Origin of the sequence: Nocardiopsis sp. NPDC007018 (genome assembly GCF_040635075.1) — a bacterium.
Taxonomy (GTDB): Bacteria; Actinomycetota; Actinomycetes; order Streptosporangiales; family Streptosporangiaceae; genus Nocardiopsis.
Genome location: NZ_JBEYHA010000006.1, coordinates 116,850 through 138,124, shown reverse-complemented (window position 1 = coordinate 138,124; position 21,275 = coordinate 116,850). Strand labels below are relative to the sequence as shown.

Annotated in this window: 16 protein-coding genes; 11 read left to right on the top strand and 5 right to left on the bottom strand. The window is 71.8% G+C overall.

From position 1 onward, the window contains the following. The first annotated feature begins 527 nt into the window (after positions 1–527). The 5 genes from ABZ635_RS04990 to ABZ635_RS04970 all read left to right on the top strand — a co-directional run bounded on the left by ABZ635_RS04990 (position 528) and on the right by ABZ635_RS04970 (position 6,487). Positions 528–1,271, top strand: coding sequence for an amino acid ABC transporter ATP-binding protein (locus ABZ635_RS04990; RefSeq protein ID WP_357759063.1), 744 nt, complete (start codon positions 528–530; stop codon positions 1,269–1,271). A 72-nt stretch (positions 1,272–1,343) separates the two neighbouring features. Continuing rightward, the gene (locus ABZ635_RS04985) at positions 1,344–2,198 is read left to right on the top strand and encodes a glutamate ABC transporter substrate-binding protein (RefSeq protein ID WP_357759060.1); all 855 of its coding nucleotides are present in this window, start codon (positions 1,344–1,346) and stop codon (positions 2,196–2,198) included. Between the two features lie 79 nt (positions 2,199–2,277). Next, positions 2,278–2,952 carry an amino acid ABC transporter permease gene (locus ABZ635_RS04980; RefSeq protein ID WP_357759057.1) on the top strand — a complete coding sequence of 225 codons (675 nt, stop codon included), beginning with the start codon at positions 2,278–2,280 and terminating at the stop codon, positions 2,950–2,952. Beyond that, the gene (locus tag ABZ635_RS04975; protein WP_357759055.1) at positions 2,949–4,115 is read left to right on the top strand and encodes an amino acid ABC transporter permease; all 1,167 of its coding nucleotides are present in this window, start codon (positions 2,949–2,951) and stop codon (positions 4,113–4,115) included. The genes ABZ635_RS04980 and ABZ635_RS04975 overlap by 4 nt, the downstream gene beginning before the upstream one ends. Before the next feature lie 272 nt (positions 4,116–4,387). Next, positions 4,388–6,487, top strand: a complete 2,100-nt coding sequence (locus ABZ635_RS04970) for a prolyl oligopeptidase family serine peptidase (protein WP_357759053.1) — start codon at positions 4,388–4,390, stop codon at positions 6,485–6,487. A 117-nt stretch (positions 6,488–6,604) separates the two neighbouring features. On the opposite strand, the gene ABZ635_RS04965 is transcribed toward ABZ635_RS04970, so the two are convergent. From ABZ635_RS04965 to ABZ635_RS04950, 4 genes are all read right to left on the bottom strand, one after another. Then, complete coding sequence (locus tag ABZ635_RS04965; protein ID WP_357759050.1) at positions 6,605–7,234, bottom strand: class I SAM-dependent methyltransferase; 630 nt, start codon at positions 7,232–7,234, stop codon at positions 6,605–6,607. A gap of 68 nt (positions 7,235–7,302) precedes the next feature. Continuing rightward, a complete protein-coding gene (locus tag ABZ635_RS04960) occupies positions 7,303–7,896 on the bottom strand; it encodes a regulatory protein RecX (RefSeq protein WP_357759047.1) in 594 nt (197 codons plus the stop codon). Continuing rightward, positions 7,889–9,043 carry a recombinase RecA gene (recA, locus tag ABZ635_RS04955; protein WP_357759045.1) on the bottom strand — a complete coding sequence of 385 codons (1,155 nt, stop codon included), beginning with the start codon at positions 9,041–9,043 and terminating at the stop codon, positions 7,889–7,891. The genes ABZ635_RS04960 and recA overlap by 8 nt, the downstream gene beginning before the upstream one ends. Positions 9,044–9,188: 145 nt before the next feature. Beyond that, positions 9,189–9,383 carry a DUF3046 domain-containing protein gene (locus ABZ635_RS04950; protein WP_357759042.1) on the bottom strand — a complete coding sequence of 65 codons (195 nt, stop codon included), beginning with the start codon at positions 9,381–9,383 and terminating at the stop codon, positions 9,189–9,191. A gap of 120 nt (positions 9,384–9,503) precedes the next feature. Here ABZ635_RS04950 and ABZ635_RS04945 point away from each other — a divergent pair, with 120 nt between their 5' ends. From ABZ635_RS04945 to ABZ635_RS04935, 3 genes are all read left to right on the top strand, one after another. Beyond that, on the top strand, positions 9,504–14,060 hold the full coding sequence (locus ABZ635_RS04945; protein ID WP_357759039.1) for an ATP-dependent helicase: 4,557 nt from the start codon (positions 9,504–9,506) through the stop codon (positions 14,058–14,060). A gap of 119 nt (positions 14,061–14,179) precedes the next feature. Further along, positions 14,180–14,659, top strand: coding sequence for a GNAT family N-acetyltransferase (locus ABZ635_RS04940; protein ID WP_357759143.1), 480 nt, complete (start codon positions 14,180–14,182; stop codon positions 14,657–14,659). Positions 14,660–14,750: 91 nt separating this feature from the next. Continuing rightward, complete coding sequence (locus tag ABZ635_RS04935; RefSeq protein WP_357759036.1) at positions 14,751–16,400, top strand: protein kinase; 1,650 nt, start codon at positions 14,751–14,753, stop codon at positions 16,398–16,400. A gap of 86 nt (positions 16,401–16,486) precedes the next feature. Here the strand turns inward: ABZ635_RS04935 and ABZ635_RS04930 are convergent, their stop codons facing one another. Next, entirely contained in the window at positions 16,487–17,701 is a 1,215-nt protein-coding gene (locus ABZ635_RS04930; RefSeq protein ID WP_357759033.1) for an ROK family transcriptional regulator, read from the bottom strand. A gap of 260 nt (positions 17,702–17,961) precedes the next feature. Here ABZ635_RS04930 and ABZ635_RS04925 point away from each other — a divergent pair, with 260 nt between their 5' ends. The 3 genes from ABZ635_RS04925 to ABZ635_RS04915 all read left to right on the top strand — a co-directional run bounded on the left by ABZ635_RS04925 (position 17,962) and on the right by ABZ635_RS04915 (position 21,192). Next, positions 17,962–19,248, top strand: coding sequence for an extracellular solute-binding protein (locus ABZ635_RS04925; protein WP_357759030.1), 1,287 nt, complete (start codon positions 17,962–17,964; stop codon positions 19,246–19,248). An 85-nt stretch (positions 19,249–19,333) separates the two neighbouring features. Continuing rightward, entirely contained in the window at positions 19,334–20,314 is a 981-nt protein-coding gene (locus tag ABZ635_RS04920; protein ID WP_357759027.1) for a sugar ABC transporter permease, read from the top strand. Beyond that, entirely contained in the window at positions 20,311–21,192 is an 882-nt protein-coding gene (locus tag ABZ635_RS04915) for a carbohydrate ABC transporter permease (protein ID WP_357759024.1), read from the top strand. The genes ABZ635_RS04920 and ABZ635_RS04915 overlap by 4 nt, the downstream gene beginning before the upstream one ends. Positions 21,193–21,275 lie beyond the last annotated feature (83 nt).

Sequence of the window (21,275 nt, the reverse complement as noted above, 5' to 3'; positions counted from 1 at the left end):
GGACGCCCCGGCGGGCCCACGCGTCGCGCGGGGGAACGTGTTCCCGGGGCGGGCGGCGGGCACGGTGTGCCCCCACCGGGCACCGGCACCGGCGCGAGAGCCGATTCGGTCGCCTGGAGCGTGTTTTGGACAGCGAAGCGGCTCATTTCAGGGGGAGAGGTTTCACAGTCAGATCCGCGCGGCGGCCACGTCTCCACGAGGGCCGCGGTGACGGAGAGTCGGTTTCCGAAAATAAGACGTTCCGTATCACGATTCCGTTCGGACGTCGGGCACTTCGCGCCACCCCCACTCCCGCTACCTGCGCATACACGGCCCCGCACGGGTAATCCGCCCCCGGCGGGAGCACGGAAGACGACCTTCGCCGGGAACTCTGGAGAACGACTCCGCCACTCCCTGCAACGTCATTCATCCTACGTCCGCGCCATTCATAACGGTTTTGCCGATCACGCCGTAACAAGTCGGCCACTCCTCCCCTGAGAAGCGTTTTCGTGATGACACGGCAACTCCGACCCATTAGGTTCCGATGCATGACTTCAACTCCTCTCGTCGTGCTGGAGAACGTCAACAAGCACTTCGGCGACCTGCACGTGCTCCGCGACATCGATCTGACGGTTAACTCCGGCGAGGTGGTAGTCGTCATCGGCCCGTCCGGGTCCGGCAAGTCGACGCTCTGCCGCACCATGAACCGGCTGGAGACGATCGACACCGGCGTCATCTCCCTGGACGGACAGCCGCTGCCCGCCGAGGGCCGCGGCCTGGCCAAGCTGCGCAGCGACGTCGGCATGGTGTTCCAGTCCTTCAACCTGTTCGCGCACAAGACCGTGCTCCAGAACGTGACGCTGGGCCCCATGAAGGTCCTCCGTCAGTCGAAGAGCCAGGCCAACGAGCGGGCCATGGAGCTCCTGGACCGGGTCCGGATCGGCAACCAGGCGCACAAGTACCCCGCCCAGCTCTCCGGCGGCCAGCAGCAGCGCGTGGCCATCGCCCGAGCCCTGGCGATGAACCCGAAGGTGATCCTCTTCGACGAGCCGACCTCCGCCCTGGACCCCGAGATGGTCCAGGAGGTCCTCGACGTCATGACCGACCTCGCCAGCGAGGGCATGACCATGGTCGTGGTCACGCACGAGATGGGCTTCGCCCGTCGCGCCGCGAACCGGGTCGTCTTCATGGCCGACGGCCAGATCGTCGAGGAAAACACCCCCGACGAGTTCTTCACCAATCCCCGGTCGGAGCGGGCGCAGGACTTCCTGTCGAAGATCCTGACCCACTAGGTCCCGGACCCGACCGCGCTCCCCAGATCTTCGCGTTCTTCGCACGCGCACAAAGAAGAAGAGGTACCCCACATGCGAGCACGTCGATTCAACTCCATCCTGGGCGGCGCCGCCGTCCTGGCCCTCGCCCTGTCCGCCTGCGGCACCGCCGATGTCGGTGGCGAGGGTGACGGTGGCGGCGGTGACGGCGGTTCCGGCAACGGCGACACCATCACCATCGGCGTCAAGTACGACCAGCCGGGCCTGGGCCTGAGCGAGGGCGGCACCCCCGCCGGCTTCGACGTCGACGTCGCCACCTACATCGCGGGCGAGCTCGGCTACTCCCCCGACCAGATCGAGTGGACCGAGGCCGCCTCCGCCAACCGTGAGTCGTTCCTCCAGCAGGGCACGGTCGACATGATCCTGGCGACCTACTCGATCACCGACGAGCGCCGCAACGTCGTCGACTTCGGCGGCCCGTACTACGTCGCCCAGCAGGACATCCTGACCCAGGCCGACAACAGCGACATCAACGGCCCCGAGGACCTCGACGGCAAGGTGCTCTGCTCGGCCTCCGGCTCCCGCTCCGCGCACAACATCACCGAGGAGATGGAGATCGACGCCGAGCTGCGCGAGGCCGGCAACTACTCCGAGTGCCTCGAGCTGCTCAGCAACGGCACCGTCGACGCCGTCACCACCGACAACACCATCCTCGCGGGCTTCGCCGCCCAGAACCCGGACAACTTCCGGATGGTGAACAACCCGTTCGGCGAGGAGAAGTACGGCGTCGGCCTGCCGCAGGGCTCCACCGAGCGCTGTGAGGACATCAACGCGGCCATCACCAAGATGTGGGAGGAAGGCGCCGCCACCGACTACCTCGAAGACGCCTTCGGCGCGACCGACTTCGCCTACGAGGAGTCCGTCCCCGAGCTCGAGACCTGCGCCTAAAACCGTCAACTGACCGTGTTCGGAAGGTGGGGTCGGGACCGCCCGGCCCCACCTTCCGGGCCTTGACCGGCTGGGACCTATGGAAGCCTTTCTCAGCAACATCGACAGGGTCGTCGACGGTTTCTCATGGACCGTCCGGCTCACCCTGCTCAGCGCCATCTTCTCCTTCGTCCTCGGTGTGCTGCTCACCGCGATGCGGGTCTCCCCCGTCCCGCTGCTGCGCGGCCTGTCCACCGCCTACGTCGAGGGCATCCGTAACTCCCCCCTGACCCTGGTGCTGCTCTTCTGCGGCCTGGGCCTGAACAGCGCCCTGGGCCTGAGCCTGGCCGACAGCGTGGCCATGGACGTCTTCTGGTGGGCGGTGATCGGCCTGTCCGCCTACACCGCGTGCTTCGTGTCCGAGTCGCTGCGCGCCGGTATCAACACGATCCCCCTGGGCCAGGTCGAGGCGGCCCGATCCCTGGGCCTGACCTTCACCCAGAACCTGCGCCTGATCGTCATCCCGCAGGCGCTGCGCACCGTCGTCGGCCCGCTCGGCAGCGTGCTCATCGCGCTGACCAAGAACACCACCGTCGCCTCCGTCGCGGGGCTGGGCGTCCAGGAGGCGTCCCGGGAGATGAAGCTCATGTTCGACCAGGGCATCGCCCCGGTCCTGCCGACCTTCGTCGGGTTCGCGATCGGGTTCCTGATCCTGACCCTGCCGATGGGTTACTTCTTCGGCTGGCTCGCCAAGCGCGTGGCGGTGGTCCGATGAGCGCGCAGGCCGTACTCTTCGACACCCCGGGGCCCAAGGCCCGGGCACGCAACGCCGTCTACACGGTCTTCACGGTCGTCCTCGGGCTGGTCGGGCTGGCCGTGCTGTACCTGGGGTTCAACCGGACCCTCAGTGATCGCGAGGCGCCGCTGTTCTCGGCGCAGACCTGGGCGGTCAACCCGTCGGGGCAGTGGGCCGCGGACAAGTGGGAACCGTTCCTGCGTCCGGACACGTGGACCGGCTACATCATCCCCGGTCTCCAGAACACCCTGACCGCGGCGCTGACCGCCTCGGTGCTGGCGGTGCTCTTCGGTCTGGTCTTCGGTATCGGGCGCCTGTCCGACCACTGGTGGATTCGGGTCCCGGCCGGGGTCGTCGTGGAGTTCTTCCGCGGCATCCCGCTGCTGATGCTGATCTTCTTCACGATGGCGCTGCCCATCGTCGCCTGGCAGCTCTTCGACATCCCGACCGGCACGTTCCAGGTGACCGCGCTGGTCGCGGTGGTCACCGGCCTGACCCTGTACAACGGTTCGGTGCTGGCCGAGGTGTTCCGGGCGGGCATCCTCGCGGTGCCCAGGGGCCAGGCCGAGGCCGCGCAGTCCATCGGCATGAGCAAGACCCAGACGATGTGGACGATCCTGATCCCCCAGGCGATCACCTCGATGATGCCCGCGATCGTGGCGCAGCTGGTGGTCCTGCTCAAGGACTCCGCCCTGGGGTACATCATCGCGTTCCCGGAGCTGCTGCGCAGCTTCACGCTGGTCGCCACGCGGGAGAGCAACGTGATCCCCGCGGCCATCATCTGCGCGGTCATCTACATCGTCATCAACCTGTCGCTGAGCCGGTTCGCGATCTGGCTGGAGCGCCGCAACGCCCAACGGGGCAGGCCCTCCGCGAAGGCCACCGCGGCGGGCGGGGCGCCCACCGACGTCACCGGACCCGGTGGCGTGGCGGCCCCCACCGGTGCCGCGCCGACGGTGGTCGTCCCCGTGGACACCGGGACCGACGAGGACACCGGGCGCGACGAGCCCGTGTCCGGCCCCGAGTCCACCGACGGGGGTTCCGGTTCCACCGGTGACTCCGGTTCCGGTGGAGGCTCCGGCTCCGGTGGAAGCTCCGGCGGCGACTCCGGCTCCGGTGGCGACGGGGGATCGGTCTCCTAACCCGCCCCCGGGACACACCCCGCGACGGCCCCGTGGACGCACCCCGAGTGCGCTCCCCGGGGCCGTTGCCGTGGGCCCGACCGGTCCCGGGGCCGCGCCCCGCCCCCCGTACCGGAGGGCACCGGCCCGTCCACCGCACCGCCCGGCGCGGAAGGCACACGGCGGCGTCCGGTTCGTCCACAGGCGGGTCCTTCGGGACTGCACACGAAGGCCACGGAGCACTAAGGTCGACATGTCATCTGATCACACCCACGACCCATCCTGAGCGGGACATGTCTGAACTGTCGAGCCGCCACGGCTCCTGGCCATCACCCATCGGTGCCGGTGACGTCGCCCGAGGAGTGCGCCAGATGGCGTACCCCTCCGTACTCGGCGAGGAGGTCTGGTGGGAGGAGTACCGACCAGCCGAGGGGGGTCGCACGGCACTCGTGCGCCGTGACGCGGACGGTACCGTCCGCGACCTGCTGCCCGCCCCCTGGAGCGTGGGGACGAGGGTGCACGAGTACGGCGGCCGCTCCCACCTCCCGGTTCCGCGCCGCGACGACAAGGCCATCGCCCGTGTGGGCGCGGTCTTCGCCAACGCCGAGGACCAGCGCCTCTACCTCCTAGAACGCGGGGCCCGTGAGCCCGTGCCCCTCACCCCCGAGCCCGACGCGCCCGGGGCGCTGCGCTACGCCGACCCGGCCCTGCTCCCCGACGGCAAGCAACTGCTGTGCGTGCGCGAGCAGCACGTCGACGGCTCCGTGCGCCGTGCGGTGGTGACGGTGCCGCTGTCGGGCCGGGGCGCCCACGACCCCTCCGCCGTCCGCGAACTCGTCTCCGGCGCGCACTTCTACGCCTCCCCCACGGTCTCACCGGACGGCCGCCACCTGGCGTACGTGCGCTGGAACCACCCGAGGATGCCGTGGGACGGCACCGAGCTGCGGGTGGGCGAGCTCACCGAACACGGGCTGACCGGCGAGTACACGCTCAAGGGCGGGGTCGACGAGTCGGTGCTCGCCCCAGTCTGGTCGGACGACTCCACGCTGTACCTGGCCTCGGACTGGCCCGGCTTCTGGAACCTCTACCAGGCGGGGCTGACGGGGCAGGCCATCGCCCTGTACCCGGCGGAGGAGGAGTTCCACTCCGCCCCGTGGCGGCTGGGCGACCGCTGCTTCCGCCTGCTGGACGACGGTCGGATCGTGACCCTGCACGGCGACACCGCGCTGCGGCCGAGCGTCTACGACCCCGACACCCTGGAACTGGAGCCGGTCCCCACGGAACTGACCGCGTGGTCGCACCTGGACTCGGACGGGACGAGCGTGGTGGCCATCGCGGGTTCGGCGGACACCGCCGAGTGCCTGGTACGCCTGCACCCCGGGCGCCGCTCCGTCGAGGTGCTGGTGCGCGGCGCCGAGGCGCAGGTGGACCCCGCCTATCTGCCGGTGCCCCGCAAGGAGACGCTGAGCGGCCGCTACGGCGCCACGGTGCACGCCAACGTGTACCCGCCCACCCACCCCGAGATGACGTCGGAGGGGCCCGCCCCCTACGTGGTGTGGGCACACGGCGGCCCGGTGGGGCAGGCCTCGCGCACCCTCGACCTGGTGAAGGCCTACTTCACCAGCCGGGGGATCGGCGTCGTGGACGTGGACTACGGCGGTTCCACGGGGTACGGGCGCTCCTACCGCAAGCGCCTGCACAAGCAGTGGGGCGCCGTGGACGTCGAGGACTGCACGGCCGCGGCCCGGGCCCTGGTGGAACGGGGGCTGGCCGACCCCGAGCGCCTGGCCATCCGGGGGCCGAGCGCGGGCGGGCTCACCGCCCTGCTCGCGCTGACGGGGGACACCTTCGCCTGCGGGGTGTCGTACTTCGGTGTCGCGGATCTGCTGGGGCTGGTCAAGACCACCCACGACTTCGAGTCACGTTTCCCGGACACCCTGGTCGGCACCCTGCCCGGCTTCGTGGAGACCTACCGGGAGCGGTCGCCGATCAACCGGATCGGCGAGATCGACGTCCCCGTGCTGCTGTTCCAGGGCTTGGACGACAAGGTGGTCACCCCGGACCAGGCGACCCGCATGGCCACGGGGCTCGGTCGGCGACGGGTGCCCCACGCGCTGCTGGAGTTCGAGGGCGAGGCCCACGGCTTCCGCTCCCAGGAGGCACGGGTGCGCTCGTTGGAGGCGGAACTGGCCTTCTACGCGGGAGTGTTCGGGTTCTCCTCGGACGCCCCCGAACTGGAACTCACCACCGACCCGCCCGCGCCCCGCGCCGTGGAAGCCGAGCCGGAGGACGACCTCCCCGTCGTGGAGCAACTGCCCGAGGTGACCCCGGAGGCCGGGGTGAGCGCCGGGACCGGCGAACCGGTGGTCAGGCAGGTCCGGGAGTCCCCGTAGCGGGGGGAGCGCCGCTCCCGGTCCGCGGCCCGGGAGCCGGGACGGACACGGTGTCGTGCTGGCGGTCGCGTATGACCGCCGATCCGGGCGGTGCGCGCGGCGGGGCCGGCCGCCGCGCTACCCCCGGCGGGCCAGCAGGTGGGCGTCGAGGAATCCCCGCTCGGAGGCCGGATCGTGCACCAGCCGGGCGAACTCGGTGAACCCGGCGTCGGCCAGCAGCCCGGCGAACCGGTCCACCGGCCAGCTGTGGGCGGGCGCCACCCGGTGGTCGAAGCGGACCGGTTCCGGCCCGTCGGTGGCGAAGAACGAGGCCAGCAGGAGACCGCCCGGTGCCAGGACACGGGCCTGCTCGGTGAGGAGGGCGGGGACCTCTCCGGGCGGGGTGTGGATCATCGAGTAGTGGGCGAGCACCCCGCCGAGGGCCCCGTCCCCGAGGGGAAGGGACTCCATGCGGGCCTGTTCGAACCTCAGCTCCGGGTGGGCTCCGCGCGCGTGCGCCACCATGCCCGGGGAGAGATCGAGCCCGAAGGCGTCCAGGCCCAGGTCGCGCAGCAGGGCCGTGAGGTGTCCGGGCCCGCATCCGAGGTCGGCGACGCGCGGGTCGCCCCGCTCGCGCACCAGCTCGGCGAAGGCGCCGATCATGCTCCGGGTGAAGGTCTGCGTCTCCGGTCGCCCGGCGACCACCGACGCGTAGAGTTCGACGACCCCGTCGTAGGCCGCCCTGGTCCGTTCCTGGTGCTCCGTCACAGAAGGGGAAGCTAGCACCCCCGCGCGACGGTCGCCGCCGGTGTGCGCCGGTCCGGGACGCGGGGCGTCTAGAAGCCGGGACGGTCCGGGTCGGCCTCCAGGCCCTCCACGTCCATCTCCTCGCGGACGATCCGGTAGGACAGCCCGCCCGGGTACCCCTTGCGGGCCAGCACGCCCAGGGCCCGCCGGACCCGGGCCTCCCTCTCCCTGCCCCGGCTGCCCCGCAGGCTCTTGCGGGCCAGGGCGCGGGCGGCCTCCTGCTCGTCCTCGTCGCTGACCTCGGCCACCGCCGCGCGGACGGTCTCCTCCTCCACCCCCCGGGTGCGCAGCTCCTGGGTCAGGGCACGGCGGGACAGGCCCCTGCCGTGCTGTCGGGAGTCGACCCAGGCGCGGGCGAAGGAGGCGTCGTCGACGAGCCCGGCCTCGTCGAGGCCGTTGAGCACCCGCTCGACCACCTCGTCCGGGTACTCCCTGCGGTGCAGGGAGCGCTCCAGCTGGGCGCGGGTGCGCGGTGAGTGGGTCAGCATCCGCAGGACCAGGTTCCTGGCCTTGTTCTCCAGGTCCGCTCCGGGGCGTGCCTCCGGAGCGGACCCCTCGTCGGAGTTCACCAGGCCGGTCTCGGCCGGTCCGGCGCGGTCAGGTGACCGGCGCCCCTCACGCATCCGGAACGGCGGCCTTGGTGGTCTTGGCCGCGGCGCGCTTGGCGGGGGCCTTGGGCTCCTCGGCCTTGACCGGGTCGGCCTTGGGCTCGGCGGGGCCGGAGGCGCTGTCGTCGCCCGAACCGGGGATGCCCAGCTTCTCCTTGATCTTCTTCTCGATCTCCTTGGCCACGTCGACGTTCTCGCGCAGGAAGTTGCGGGCGTTCTCCTTGCCCTGCCCGAGCTGGGTGCCGTCGTAGGTGTACCAGGCACCGGACTTGCGCACGATGGCGTGCTCCACGCCCAGGTCGATGAGGCTGCCCTCGCGGGAGACGCCGACACCGTAGAGGATGTCGAACTCCGCCTGCTTGAAGGGTGGCGCGACCTTGTTCTTGACGACCTTGACGCGGGTGCGGTTGCCGACCGCGTCGGTACCGTCCTTGAGCGTCTCGATCCGGCGCACGTCCAGGCGGACCGAGGCGTAGAACTTCAGCGCCTTGCCGCCGGTGGTGGTCTCCGGCGAGCCGAACATGACGCCGACCTTCTCGCGGAGCTGGTTGATGAAGATCGCGGTGGTGCCGGTGGAGTGCAGGGCTCCGGCGATCTTGCGCAGCGCCTGGGACATGAGCCGGGCCTGGAGGCCGACGTGGCTGTCGCCCATCTCGCCCTCGATCTCGGCGCGGGGCACCAGGGCCGCCACGGAGTCGATCACGATGATGGAGACGGCGCCGGAACGGATGAGCATGTCGACGATCTCGAGCGCCTGCTCGCCGGTGTCCGGCTGGGACAGCAGGAGGTTGTCGGTGTCGACACCGATCTTCTTCGCGTATTCGGGGTCGAGCGCGTGCTCGGCGTCGACGAAGGCGGCGATGCCGCCCATCTTCTGGGCGCTGGCCACGGCGTGCAGGGCGACGGTGGTCTTACCGCTGGACTCCGGGCCGTAGACCTCGACGACCCGGCCCTTGGGCAGGCCGCCGATGCCCAGGGCGACGTCGAGCGCGATGGCGCCGGTGGGGATCGCCTCGATGGGCGGACGGTCGTCGTCCCCCAGCCGCATGACGGAGCCCTTGCCGAACTGCCGCTCGATCTGCGCGAGCGCTGTTTCGAGAGCCTTGTCTCGGTCTCCAGATGCCACGGGATTCCCCTGTTGGGTTGATGCTTTTTTCTTCATGATGGGCATGACGCTACGCGGTCGGTACGACAATCGCGACGCTCGTCGTCGGTCCGCCGCAGGCCCAGAGTACCCGAACTCATGTTCGAAATCCGGTGCGAACGCCCGGCGGCCCGGTTTTTACGCGGACTTGGGGAACGCGGGGTCAGCGAACGGAGGCGGGAAGGTCGAACGCGTCACACACGGCCCGCCACACCTCCTTGGCCGCGGTCCCGTCGGCCAGCGCCTGGTTGACCGTGCGGGAGCCGAGGGCCTCGATGACGTAGTCCTTGGCCAGGCTGTCCGCGTAGGCCTCGCCGAACTGGGCGTGCATGTTGTGCCAGAAAACAGTGAGTCTCATCGGCCCCAGTATGAGTGACGGGAGGGGGCCGCGAGGACGTGTCCACAGGACGGGTTCCGGCTCCTCCCGGACCCGGGTGTCCTGCGCCGTTCTGTCGGAACCCTTGGGCAGACTGGTGCGATGAGCGGAGCGACCGACCCCCTGGCCCCCTTCGGACCCGCGACCCGGTCGTGGTTCGCGCGGACCTTCCCGCACGGCCCCACGGCCGCGCAGACCGAGGCCTGGCGGACGATCGCCTCCGGCCGGGACACGCTGGTCGTGGCGCCGACCGGCTCGGGCAAGACGCTGTCGGCCTTCCTGTGGTCCCTGGACCGGCTCACCCACGCCCCGGTGCCCGAGGACCGCGCGCGGCGCTGCCGGGTCCTGTACGTGTCCCCGCTCAAGGCGCTGGCCGTGGACGTGGAGCGCAACCTCCGCCTGCCGCTGGCCGGAATCGCCGCGGCCGCCGCCGAGGGCGGCGAGGACCTCTCCCCCGTCACCGTGGGGGTGCGCACCGGGGACACCCCCGCCCAGGAGCGGCGCCGGATGGCCACCCACCCGCCCGACGTCCTCATCACCACGCCCGAGTCCCTCTTCCTGGTGCTGACCTCCCGGGCCCGCGAGGGCCTGGCGGGCGTGGAGACGGTCATCGTGGACGAGGTGCACGCCCTGGCCGGAACCAAGCGCGGCGCCCACCTGGCGCTGAGCCTGGAACGCCTGTCGGTCCTGCTGGACCGCCCGGCGCAGCGGATCGGCCTGTCCGCCACCGTGCGCCCGCGCGAGACCGTGGCCGCCTACCTGAGCGGGAACGGTGCGAGCGCCCCGGGCACCGTGATCGTGGCCCCGCCCGACACCCCGCACATGGACCTGCGGGTGGAGGCGTCCGCACCCGACCTGGACGAGCCGGGGAGTCCGCCCGAGGCCTCCGCGGGCGGGGCGCCGGACCCGCGCTCGGGGGGTGCGATGAGCCGGGGCTCGGTGTGGCCGCACATGGAGCGGCGGGTGCTGGACCTGGTCGAGGCGCACCGCTCGACCATCGTGTTCACCAACGGCCGCCGCACGGCCGAGAAGCTGTGCGCCCGGCTCAACGACCTGCACGCCGAGCGCCTAGGCGAGGAGTTCCATCCGGAGGAGGTCGCCGCCCAGGTGATCGGCCAGTCGGGGCAGAGCCGTGGCGGCGCGCCGGTGATCGCCCGCGCCCACCACGGGTCGGTGTCCAAGGCCGAGCGGGCGCTCATCGAGGACGACCTCAAGGAGGGACGGCTGCGGTGCGTGGTGGCCACCTCCAGCCTCGAACTCGGGGTGGACATGGGCGCGGTGGACCTCGTGGTGCAGGTGGCCGCTCCCCCGTCGGTGGCCAGCGGCCTCCAACGGGTGGGCCGTGCGGGGCACCAGGTGGGCGAGACCTCGCGCGGGGTGTTCCTGCCCCAGTACCGGGGAGACCTGCTGGCGACCACGGTGGTGACCGAGCGGATGCGCGCGGGCGGGATCGAGCGGCTGGAGATGCCGCGCGACCCCCTGGACGTGCTGTCGCAGCAGGTCGTGGCGATGGTGGCGATGGACGACTGGGCTGTGGACGACCTCGCCGCGCTGGTGCGGCGCGCGGCCCCCTTCGCGGAGCTGGGCGACGCGGTCCTGGAGGCGGTGCTGGACATGCTGTCGGGCCGCTACCCCTCGGACGAGTTCGCCGAGCTGCGTCCGCGTCTGGTGTGGGACCGCGACGGCGGCCTGCTGCGGGCCCGGCCGGGTGCCCAGCGGCTGGCGGTGATCAGCGGGGGCACCATTCCGGACCGGGGCCTGTACGGGGTGCACCTGGCCTCGAAGTCGGCGAGCCGGGCCCCGACCCGTGTGGGGGAACTGGACGAGGAGATGGTGTACGAGTCGCGGGTGGGCGACGTGTTCGTGCTGGGGTCGACCTCGTGGCGGATCGAGGCGATCACCGCCGACCGGGTGCTGGTCTCGCCCGCCCCGGGAAGGCCGGGCCGGATGCCGTTCTGGAAGGCGGACGCGCTCGGCCGCCCCGCCGAGCTGGGCCGGGCGGTGGGCGCGATGACGCGCGAGCTGGCCGGTCTGGACGCACGACGGGGCCGGGAGCTGGCCACCGCGGCCGGGTTGGACGGTTGGGCCGCCGACAACCTGGTGGAGTACGTGGCCGACCAGCGCGAGGCGACGGGGAGCGTGCCCGACGACCGCACGGTGGTGATCGAGCGCTTCCGCGACCAGGTGGGCGACTGGCGGGCCGTGGTGCACTCACCGCTCGGCGCCCGGGTGCACGCCCCGTGGGCACTGGCGATCGCGGGGCGCGCGCGGGAACGGTTCGGGGCGGACGTCCAGGTGGTGCACGGTGACGACGGCATCGTGCTGCGGTTGCCGGACGTGGAGTCGGGCGGGCACCTGCGCGCGGGCGAGCTGGCCGACCTGGTGTCGTTGGAACCGGAGTCCGTGGAGGCGGTGGTCACGGACGAGCTCACCGGGTCGGCGCTGTTCGCGTCGCGGTTCCGCGAGTGCGCGGCACGGGCGCTGCTGTTGCCCCGTCAGCGCCCCGACCGTCGGATGCCGCTGTGGCAGCAGCGGTTGCGGGCCCAGCACCTGTTGTCGGTGGCGGGCCGGTACGGGTCGTTCCCGATCGTGTTGGAGACGGTACGCGAGTGCCTGCGGGACGTGTTCGACGTGCCCTCGCTGGTGGAGGTGCTCACCGACGTGCGGGCTCGGCGGACGCGGGTGGTGGAGGTGGAGACCCGGTCGGCCTCGCCGTTCGCCCGGTCCCTGCTGATGGAGTACACGGCGGCGTTCCTGTACGAGGGGGACGCTCCCGCCGCCGAACTGCGGGCGCAGGCCCTCACCCTGGACCCGTCGCTGTTGGCGGACCTGTTGGGCGGCGCCGACCTGCGGGAGCTGCTCGACCCGGAGGTGGTGGAGCACACGGGGGCGCTGTTGCAGCGGACCGCGGCCCCGGTGCGGGACCTGGAGGGCGCCGCCGACCTGTTGCGGGAGGTCGGACCCCTGACGACCGCCGAGGCGGCGGAGCGGGGGGCCGAGCGGGGGTGGTTGGCCGAGCTGGAGAAGACCGGCCGCGCGGTGCGGATGCGGGTGGCCGGGGCCGAGCGGTGGTGCGCGGTGGAGGACGTGGCAAGGCTGCGCGACGCCCTGGGGGCCGAGCCCCCGCCCGGGGTGCCCGAGGCCTTCCTGGAGCCGGTGGCGGCGCCCGTGGTGGACCTGGTGTCCCGGTTCGCCCGCACGCACGGGCCGTTCACCGCCACGGAGGCGGCCCGCGGCCTGGGGCTGAACCGGGACGTGGTGGAGGGGGCGCTGCGCGAGCTGTCGGGGCGCGGCCGGGTGGCGCGCGGCGGGTTCCGGCCCGGCGGCAGCGGTACCGAGTGGTGCGACGACGACGTGCTGCGGCGTCTGCGGAGGGGTTCGGTCGCCCGTCTGCGCAGGGAGGTCGAGCCGGTCGAGCCGTCGGCCCTGGCACGGTTCGTCCCGCTGTGGCAGCGGGCGGTGCCCGACGCCCGGCTCAGCGGACCCGACGCGGTGTTCGAGGCCGTCGAGTCGCTGCGCGGGACCCCGTTGGCGGCCTCGTCATTGGAGTCGTCCGTGCTGCCCGCCCGGGTGGAGGGCTACGCGCCGTCGGGGCTGGACGCGCTCACCCAGGCCGGTGAGGTGGTGTGGGCGGGGGCGGGGTCCCTGCCGGGCGGAGACGGCTGGCTGGTGCTGGCCCCGGCGGACGAGGCTCCCCTGCTGTTGCCGGACCCGGTCCCGCCGGAGGAGGGTTCGCTGGAGGCCACCGTCCTGGACGCGCTGAGGCAGGGCGGGGCGCTGTTCCTCCGGGACGTCGCCGACCGGGTCGCCCGCGCCCTGGGCGGGGCGGTGGTCTCCGACGCGGACCTGGTGGCGGCGGTGTGGCGGCTGGTGTGGGCGGGGTGCGTCACCAACGACACCCTGGCGCCGCTGCGCGCCGTGCTGGAGGCGGGCCCGGTCACGCGCCGGAGCCCCTCCCGGTCCCGGCGCCGCCCGGTCCTGCCCACCCGTGCGGGGCCGCCCACCGCGGCGGGGCGCTGGTCGGTGGCCCCGGTGCCCGAACCCGATCCGACCCGGCGCACGCTGGCGCGCGTGGAGGCGCGGCTGGAGCGCGACGGCCTGCTACTCAAGGGGCAGCAGGGTGGAGGCGTCTCGTCGGACGAGTACCGGGTGCTGCGCACCATGGAGGAGGCCGGGCGGGTCCGCCGGGGGTACTTCGTGGAGGGCCTGGGTGGAGCGCAGTTCGCGCTGCCCGGGGCCGTGGACCGGCTGCGCGCGCTCTCGGACGAACGGCCCGGGGGCCGCACGGCGCCCGTGGTGCTGGCGGCCACGGACCCCGCCAACCCGTTCGGCTCGGTACTGGCCTGGCCTTCGGGGGTCCCGGGTACGGAGGGGGCCCACCGGCCGGGCCGGGCGGCGGGCGCTCTGGTGGTGCTGGACGGCGGCCACCTCACCCTGTTCGTGGGCCGGGGCGGCCGGTCGGTGCTGACCTTCGGCTCCTCCCCGGAGCTGGTGGAGCGGGCCGCCCGCGCGGTGGCCGGGCTCGTGCTCTCGGGAGCGGTGGAGTCGTTGACGGTGGAGCGCGCGGACGGCGTGGAGGTGTTCGGTACCCCGGTGGACACCGCCCTGGTCGCGGCAGGGTTCCACGTCACCCCCAAGGGCCTGCGCCTGCGCCGGTGAACGAGGGCGGGCGGGGGCGGGCGGGAATCCACTGGCCGGACCGCCCGGTGGTGCGCGAGGATCACCACCGGACCGTGAACCCGACTCAGGAGGTGGCCTTGTCACCCCTCATCCGCCCCATGGAACCGGGCGACACCGCGTCCCTGGTGGAGGTGTCCCTCGCGGCGGACACGCTCTTCGCGGAGGCGGGGCTCGCGCTCCCGCCCGACGACCCCCGGGAGATGCTCGACCACGTGGAGCGGGTCCTGGTGGCCGTCACCGACCGGGGCGTGTGCGGCCTGGCCGCCACGACCACCCTGGACGGGGCCGTCCACCTCGAACAGCTCGCCGTCCACCCCGACCACGGGCGGCGCGGGATCGGCGGCGCGCTCCTGGCCGCGGTGTGCGACCGGGCGGCGGAGGACGGGCACGACCGGGTCACCCTCACGACCTTCCGCGACCTGCCCTGGAACGGCCCCTGGTACGCGCGCCGGGGCTTCACCGAGTTGCCGCGTGCGGCGTGGGGCCCCGGGCTGGAGCACCAGTGGCGGGTCGAGGAGGAGGCCGGGATCGTCGTACGCGTCCGGATCGCGATGGTGCGGCGGCTCGCGCACCGCTGACCCGTGGCGCCCCGTCCGCTGACAGGGCTCGCGGACCGGGTCGGGGGCGCGGGGGAATCGCCCCGGCTCTCCGGTTTGCGAGAATGGGCGCATGAACCCCGCCGCCCCTGACGCCCCCGACGACCCCTCCGGCCCCACCGTGCGCCTCGGCCCCGCCGCCCAGCACCGGACGGTCGGCCGCTACACGTTCCTTGAGGAGCTCGGCAGCGGAGCGATGGGCACCGTGTGGCGGGCCCACGACACCGGCCTGGACCGTGAGGTCGCGGTCAAGGAGGTGCACCTCCCCCACGACATGCCTCCCCGGGAGCGCGAGCGCGCCCGGGCCCGGATGGTGCGTGAGGCCCAGGCGGCGGCTCGGGTCTCCCACCCCTCGGTGGTGACCGTGCACGACGTCCTGGAGGAGGGCGGGGTTCCGTACATCGTCATGGAACTGTTGGACGGCGAGTCGCTGCGCGAGCGGCTGCGGCGCGGCGGCCCCCTGCGAGAGGACGAGGTGAAGCGGATCGCCCGCCCGCTGCTGGGGGCGCTGTGGGCCGCCCACCGGGCGGGGGTGGTCCACCGCGACGTCAAACCCGCCAACATCATGCTGAGCGGGGGCGGCTCCCGGCCGGTCCTGACCGACTTCGGGATCGCCAACCTCCCCGACCACGGGGGCACGGCGCTGACCGGGACGGGCGCCATCCTGGGCACGGCCGCCTACGCCGCCCCCGAGCGCCTGGAGGACGAGGAGAACGGGGCGGTCTCGGACCTGTGGAGCCTGGGCGCGACCCTGTTCGCCGCCCTGTCCGGGGAGTCCCCGTTCAAGCGGGACTCGCTCACCGCGACCCTCACGGCGGTCCTCACCCAGCCCGTCCCCCCGGTTCCGGCGCGGGGCCCGGTGGCGGCCGTGGTGTCCGGGCTGCTGGTGCGCGACCCCCGGCGGCGACTGCTCCCCGAGCCGGCCCTGGCCCTGCTGGACGCGCCCCCGCCGCACCACGCGGAGTCCTCCGAGGCCCCGCTCCCCCACCGTCCCCGTCCACCCCAGGCGCCGCGTACCCGGCACTCGCGCGCGCCGCTGTGGATCGGCGCCGCCGTCCTGGCCGCCCTGGTGGTCGCGGGCGGCCTCGCCCTTCCGGGGCTGCTGGCCTCCGACGACGGAGAGGACGACCGGTCCCGGGCGCCGTCCCCCGAACCGACCGCCGGAGCCTCGGAGCCCGCCGCCACACCGGAACCACTCCCCCAGACCCTCACCGACGACGCCCCCGAGGGGTACGTGCGCCTCGGCGACGGTGTGGTCGAACTCGTCATGCCCCAGGACTGGGTCGTGCGTGAGGGCGACCTCCAGGGCGGGGGCGACTCGGTCACCCGGCTGTCCTCGTACGAGCTGGAGACCGGCGACGCGGACACGAACGTGACCGTCGTCGCCACGCAGTCCGACTTCCTGCTGCGCGACGCCGAGGGGTCCATGACGCGTATGGAGGAACTCCTCCAGGAGGACGACGACTTTAGCGACGTCCGACGGCAGAGGCTGGAGACCGAGGAACTGGAGGGACGCCTCCAGAGCGCCGTCTACGAGGTGCTCTACCGCTACGAGGAGCGCGAGCACCCGGAGCGGTGGATGTTCACCCGGGAGATCAGCGACGGCGACCGGGGCATCGCCTACCGGATCAGCTTCAACGTCCCGGCGGAGCTCCGGGACACCCGCCAGGACGACTTCCAGGAGGTCATCGACTCCTTCGGCCCCGACTCCGGCACGGACTGACACCGGCCGCGCGCCCCGGCGCTTGGGGGTGCCGGGGCGCGGATTCGGTGTGTGCGGGGCGGGGTGGGGCAGGGCGGGTGCGGGGGTCAGACCGTGGAGGAGAAGACCTCGTCGCGGGCGCGTTCGAGGGCGTGCAGGAGGGCGCCGCGCACCACCGGGCTGCCGCCGACGGAGCCCAGGGCCACCTCGGTGACGTTGGGGGCTATCCGGGCGGTGGCGGCCTGCACCCGTTCGGCGAGCCTGGGGCCGCCCGCCTTGGCGACGTCGCCGCCCAGGACCACCAGACCCGGGTCGATGATGACGCTGACCGCCGCCACGCCCCGGGCGAGGCGGTCGGCGAAGGCGTCGAGGAAGGCGTCTCCCCCGGGGGTGCCGCTGGCCGAGGCGGAGGCCACGACCTCGGTGACGTCGGAGCCGTGGATGCCGTGCTCGGCGGCGAGCTGGACCACCTGCTTGGCCTTGACCAGCGCCTGGAAGCTGTGCGGCAGCTCCCGGTCGCCCGCCGCGAGGTGGGCCTCGTAGGAGCCGGACAGGCCCACGTCGACCGGCATGGGAGCGCCGGGCACGGGCAGGTAGCCGATCTCGCCCGCGCCGCCGGACCGGCCCCGAAGGATGCGGCCGTCGATCATCGTGGACATGCCGACGCCGCCGGCGGCGCTGAGCCAGATCAGCACGAACTCGTCGACGCCCTCGGCCGCGCCCTCGGAGTACTCGGCCAGGGCGGCCAGGTTCACGTCGTTCTCCAGCACGACCGAGCGTTTGAGGTCGCTGCGCAGGGCCTCCAGGACCCCTTCGTGCCAGGACATGAGGTCGAAGGAGAACCGGATGTCGCCGGTGCGCGGGTCGACCACGCCGGGGGTGCCGATCACGCAGGCGCGGACCTTGTCCAGCGGGACCTCGGCGGTCTCGGCCAGCCGCATCACGGCGGTGTGCACCAGGGCGACGGGGTCGTCGGAGGCGCTGGGGTCGACGGTGACCTCGCTGATGACCCGGCCGGTGATGTCGGCGATGGTGGCGGTGACCCGGCCCGCGCTGACGTCGAGGGCGGCGACGTAGGCGCTCTCGGGTACCACCGCGTAGAGGGCGGCGTTGGGCCCCCTGCCCCCGGCCTGGCTGCCGACGACCCGGACGAGGTCGCGTTCCTCAAGACGTGAGAGGAGCTGGGACGCCGTCACCTTGGACAGGCCCGTCCTCGTGCCGAGCTGGGTCCTGGTGAGCGGACCGCCGGACAAGAGGAGTTCCAGTGCCGCGCGATCGTTGAGCTGGCGCAGCAGCCGGGGAGTCCCCGGACGTTGAGACATAACCGTGACACCTCACCCTGTTTTTATTAGGAAAGTTTCCTGTTAATTTAGCTGACAACCTCACAGGAGGTCACGTCCCGGCAGGTCCGAGGTGGTATTCGGACCACCGGTACCCGCGCCGGCGGGGCGGTCACAAACCAGTGCTGTCCCAGCACACCCCCATAAGAGACGTCGAGGCGCCCGGGTCCGTTCATGATCCCAGGTCGTTTCGAGCACAGGCGCCGAGCCCCGGCGCGACGTGCGAAGGGAGATACGTTCACATGAGGTTCCCCAAGATCGCCCTGGCCTCGGCCGTGGTGTTGCTCGCGGCCGCCTGCGGCGGCGGCTCCGACGACGGAGGCAGCTCCTCCGGTGACGCGCCCGACACCCTGACCGTGTGGCGCATGGGTGACGCCAGCGAGGCGCAGAACACCTTCATGGACTCGGTGACCGAGCAGTACCAGGAGCTCTACCCGGACACCGACGTCGACGTCCAGTGGATTCCCTGGGGCGAGTTCAGCCAGCGGTTCCAGACCGCCATGGTCTCCGGCGGACCCGACGTCGTCGAGATCGGCAACGACCAGGTCCCCACCTGGGCCGACGCCCAGGCCCTCTACGACGTGTCGCCCTACGTCGGTGACTGGGAGGCCGCCGACGACCTCCTCGAAGGCGCCTACGCCAACGGCACCTTCGGCGACGCGCAGTACAGCATCCCCTGGTACAGCGGCGTCCGCGCCCTCTGGTACAACGCGGACTGGCTCCGCGACCTGGGCCACGAGCCCCCGGAGAACTGGGACGATCTGGTCGAGGTCTCCGAGGCCATCGAGGAGGAGCACGGCGTCCCCGGTTTCGCCGCGCCGACCGACTTCCTCAACGGCGTCGCCAGCTTCGTGTGGGCCAACGACGGCGAGTTCGCCGTCCAGGAGGGCGACGAGTGGGTCGGCCAGCTCGACTCCCCCGAGACCCGTGAGGCCCTGGAGTTCTACGCCGGCCTGACGGTCGACGGCATCTCGCCGAGCGCCTGCGTCGGCCTCAACGAGGTCGACTGCGCCCACGCCGACTTCGTGAACCGCGAGGTCGGGATGTTCATCGACGGTCCCTGGGCCCGCGCCCAGCTGGAGGACCTCAACGACGAGTACGCCGACCAGTGGGCCACCGCGCCCATCCCCGGTGTCGACGGCATGGCCCCCGCCTTCGGCGGCGGCTCCGACCTCGCCGTGTGGGGCACCTCCGAGCACCCCGAGGCCGCCTTCGACTACATCACCGTCCTGAACAGCAAGGACAACGCGATGCCCTACAACGAGGTGTCGTCGATGTTCCCGACCTACGGTGACGTGCTGGAGAGCGACGCGTTCCAGGAGGACCCGGTCCTGGCCGGTGCCGCCACGCAGGCCACCGGCGACCTGCGCCTGTTCCCGGACACCGCCAACTGGGGCCACGTCCAGTGGGAGCTGACCACCATCCAGAACGCCGTGCAGCGTCTGGCCCAGGGTGAGGACGCCGACGACGTCCTGCCCGAGCTGAACGAGGAGCTCACCGAGGCCCTCAACCGCGAGGTCGCCGAGTAACTCCCGTCCGCGTATACCTCGCGCACGCTCCAGGGGCGGTCGCCCGAGAGGCGGCCGCCCCCGCTCAACCCGCCAGGAACGGCTCATGACACAAACGCTGGAACGCCCCACGGAACCCGAGGCCCGACGGCCCCGGGGGAGGTCGGGCCTGTCGCACCGCACGCGCCTCAGGTTCGTTCCCTACCTCCTGATCCTGCCCGCCCTGACCGTGCTGGCCGTGGTCCTCCTCTGGCCCATCGGCCAGATGGTGTGGATCTCGCTGCACGACTACGGTCTGCGTCAGCTCCAGGGCCAGGAAGCCAACTGGAACAACTTCGGGCACTACCTCTACGTGCTCACCGACGACCGCTTCTGGTCGATCTTCCGCAACACCATCGTCGTCTGCCTCTCCATGGTGGTCCTGACGATGATCCTCGGAACGCTCGTCGGCATCCTCATGCACAAGCTTCCGAAGTGGGCCTCCACCGCCCTGGGGCTCGGGCTGATGCTGGCGTGGGCCACCCCCGTCATCAGCGCCGCGATCGTCTACCGCTGGCTGTTCGACACCCGGTACGGGCTGGTCAACACCATCCTGGACAGCCTCCCGAACTGGCTGGTCGGCTCGGGCTGGAACGAGTACAACTGGTTCAACGCGCCCGAGACGCTGTTCCCGATCCTGATCATCACCGTGGTGTGGCAGTCGTTCCCGTTCGTCGCCATCAGCGTGCTGGCCGGGCTCAAGAGCATCCCGAACGAGCTCTACGAGGCCGCGCGCATCGACGGCGCGACCGCCTGGCGGAGCTTTTGGAACGTCACCTTCCCGATGCTCCGGCCGCTCTTCGCACTGCTGCTCATCCTCCAGGTGATCTGGGACTTCCGCATCTTCACCCAGCTGTTCATCCTCGCGGGCGGCCTCACCAACCGGGACATCCACCTGATCCCGACCTACATCTACCAACTGGGCTTCGCCTCGACCCCGCCCAACTACGGCATGGGGTCGGCGATCGCCGTGATCATGACCGTCCTGGTGCTCGTGATCAGCGCGTACTACCTGCGCGCGATGATCCGCCAGGAGGAGGCCCGATGAACAACGTGTACCGTCTGCGCAAGGCCCTCGGCAGGCTCGGCGCCTACCTCGCGGCCCTGGTGGTCTTCGTCTTCGCGGTCTTCCCCGTCTACTGGGTGCTGGCCACGGCGCTGCGGCCCACCGGGGAGATCTTCACGCGCGAGCCCACCCTCTTCCCCCGCGAGATCACCTTCGAGCACTTCGAGCGGGTCCTGTCCGGCGTACTCATCCCCGGCACGTCCTTCTGGTCCTTCCTCACCAACAGCCTCATCATCACCGTCGGCGCGGTGTCCTTCGGCGCCCTGCTGGCGCTGCTCGCGGCGATCGCCGTGGCGCGGTTCCGGTTCAAGCTGCGTTCGGCGTTCATCATCATGCTGCTGGTGATCCAGATGGTCCCGGTGGAGGCGCTGATCATCTCGCTCTTCATCAACTTCTTCCACCTGGGCAAGACCCTGGACATCGAACTGGTCGGCAACCTGAGCGGCGTCTTCGTCATCTACGTCGCCGTGTCCCTGCCGATCACCATCCTGATGATCCGCAACTTCGTGTCGGCGGTGCCCCGGGAACTGGAGGAGGCCGCGGCCATCGACGGCGCGAACGGCTGGACCATCTTCTGGCGCATCCTGATGCCGCTGGTCGCGCCCGGTCTGGCCGCCGCGAGCATCTTCGCCTTCATCACCGCTTGGAACGAGTTCCTGGTCGCGTTCACGTTCCTCCAGAACAACACCGGTGCCTACACGCTGCCGATCTCGCTCCAGTACTACTTCGGCGCGGTGTCCATCGAGTGGGGCTCGATCATGGCCGCCTCGACCCTGCTGACCGTACCGGTGATGATCTTCTTCCTCTTCGTCCAGCGCCGCATGGTCTCCGGTCTGACCATGGGAGCCGTCAAGGGCTGACCGCCCGCGACCGTCACCTCCACCACCCCGTCCCCGCTACGCGTCTGCCCTCCCCTGGGCACCCTTGCTCACGAACGGAGTTC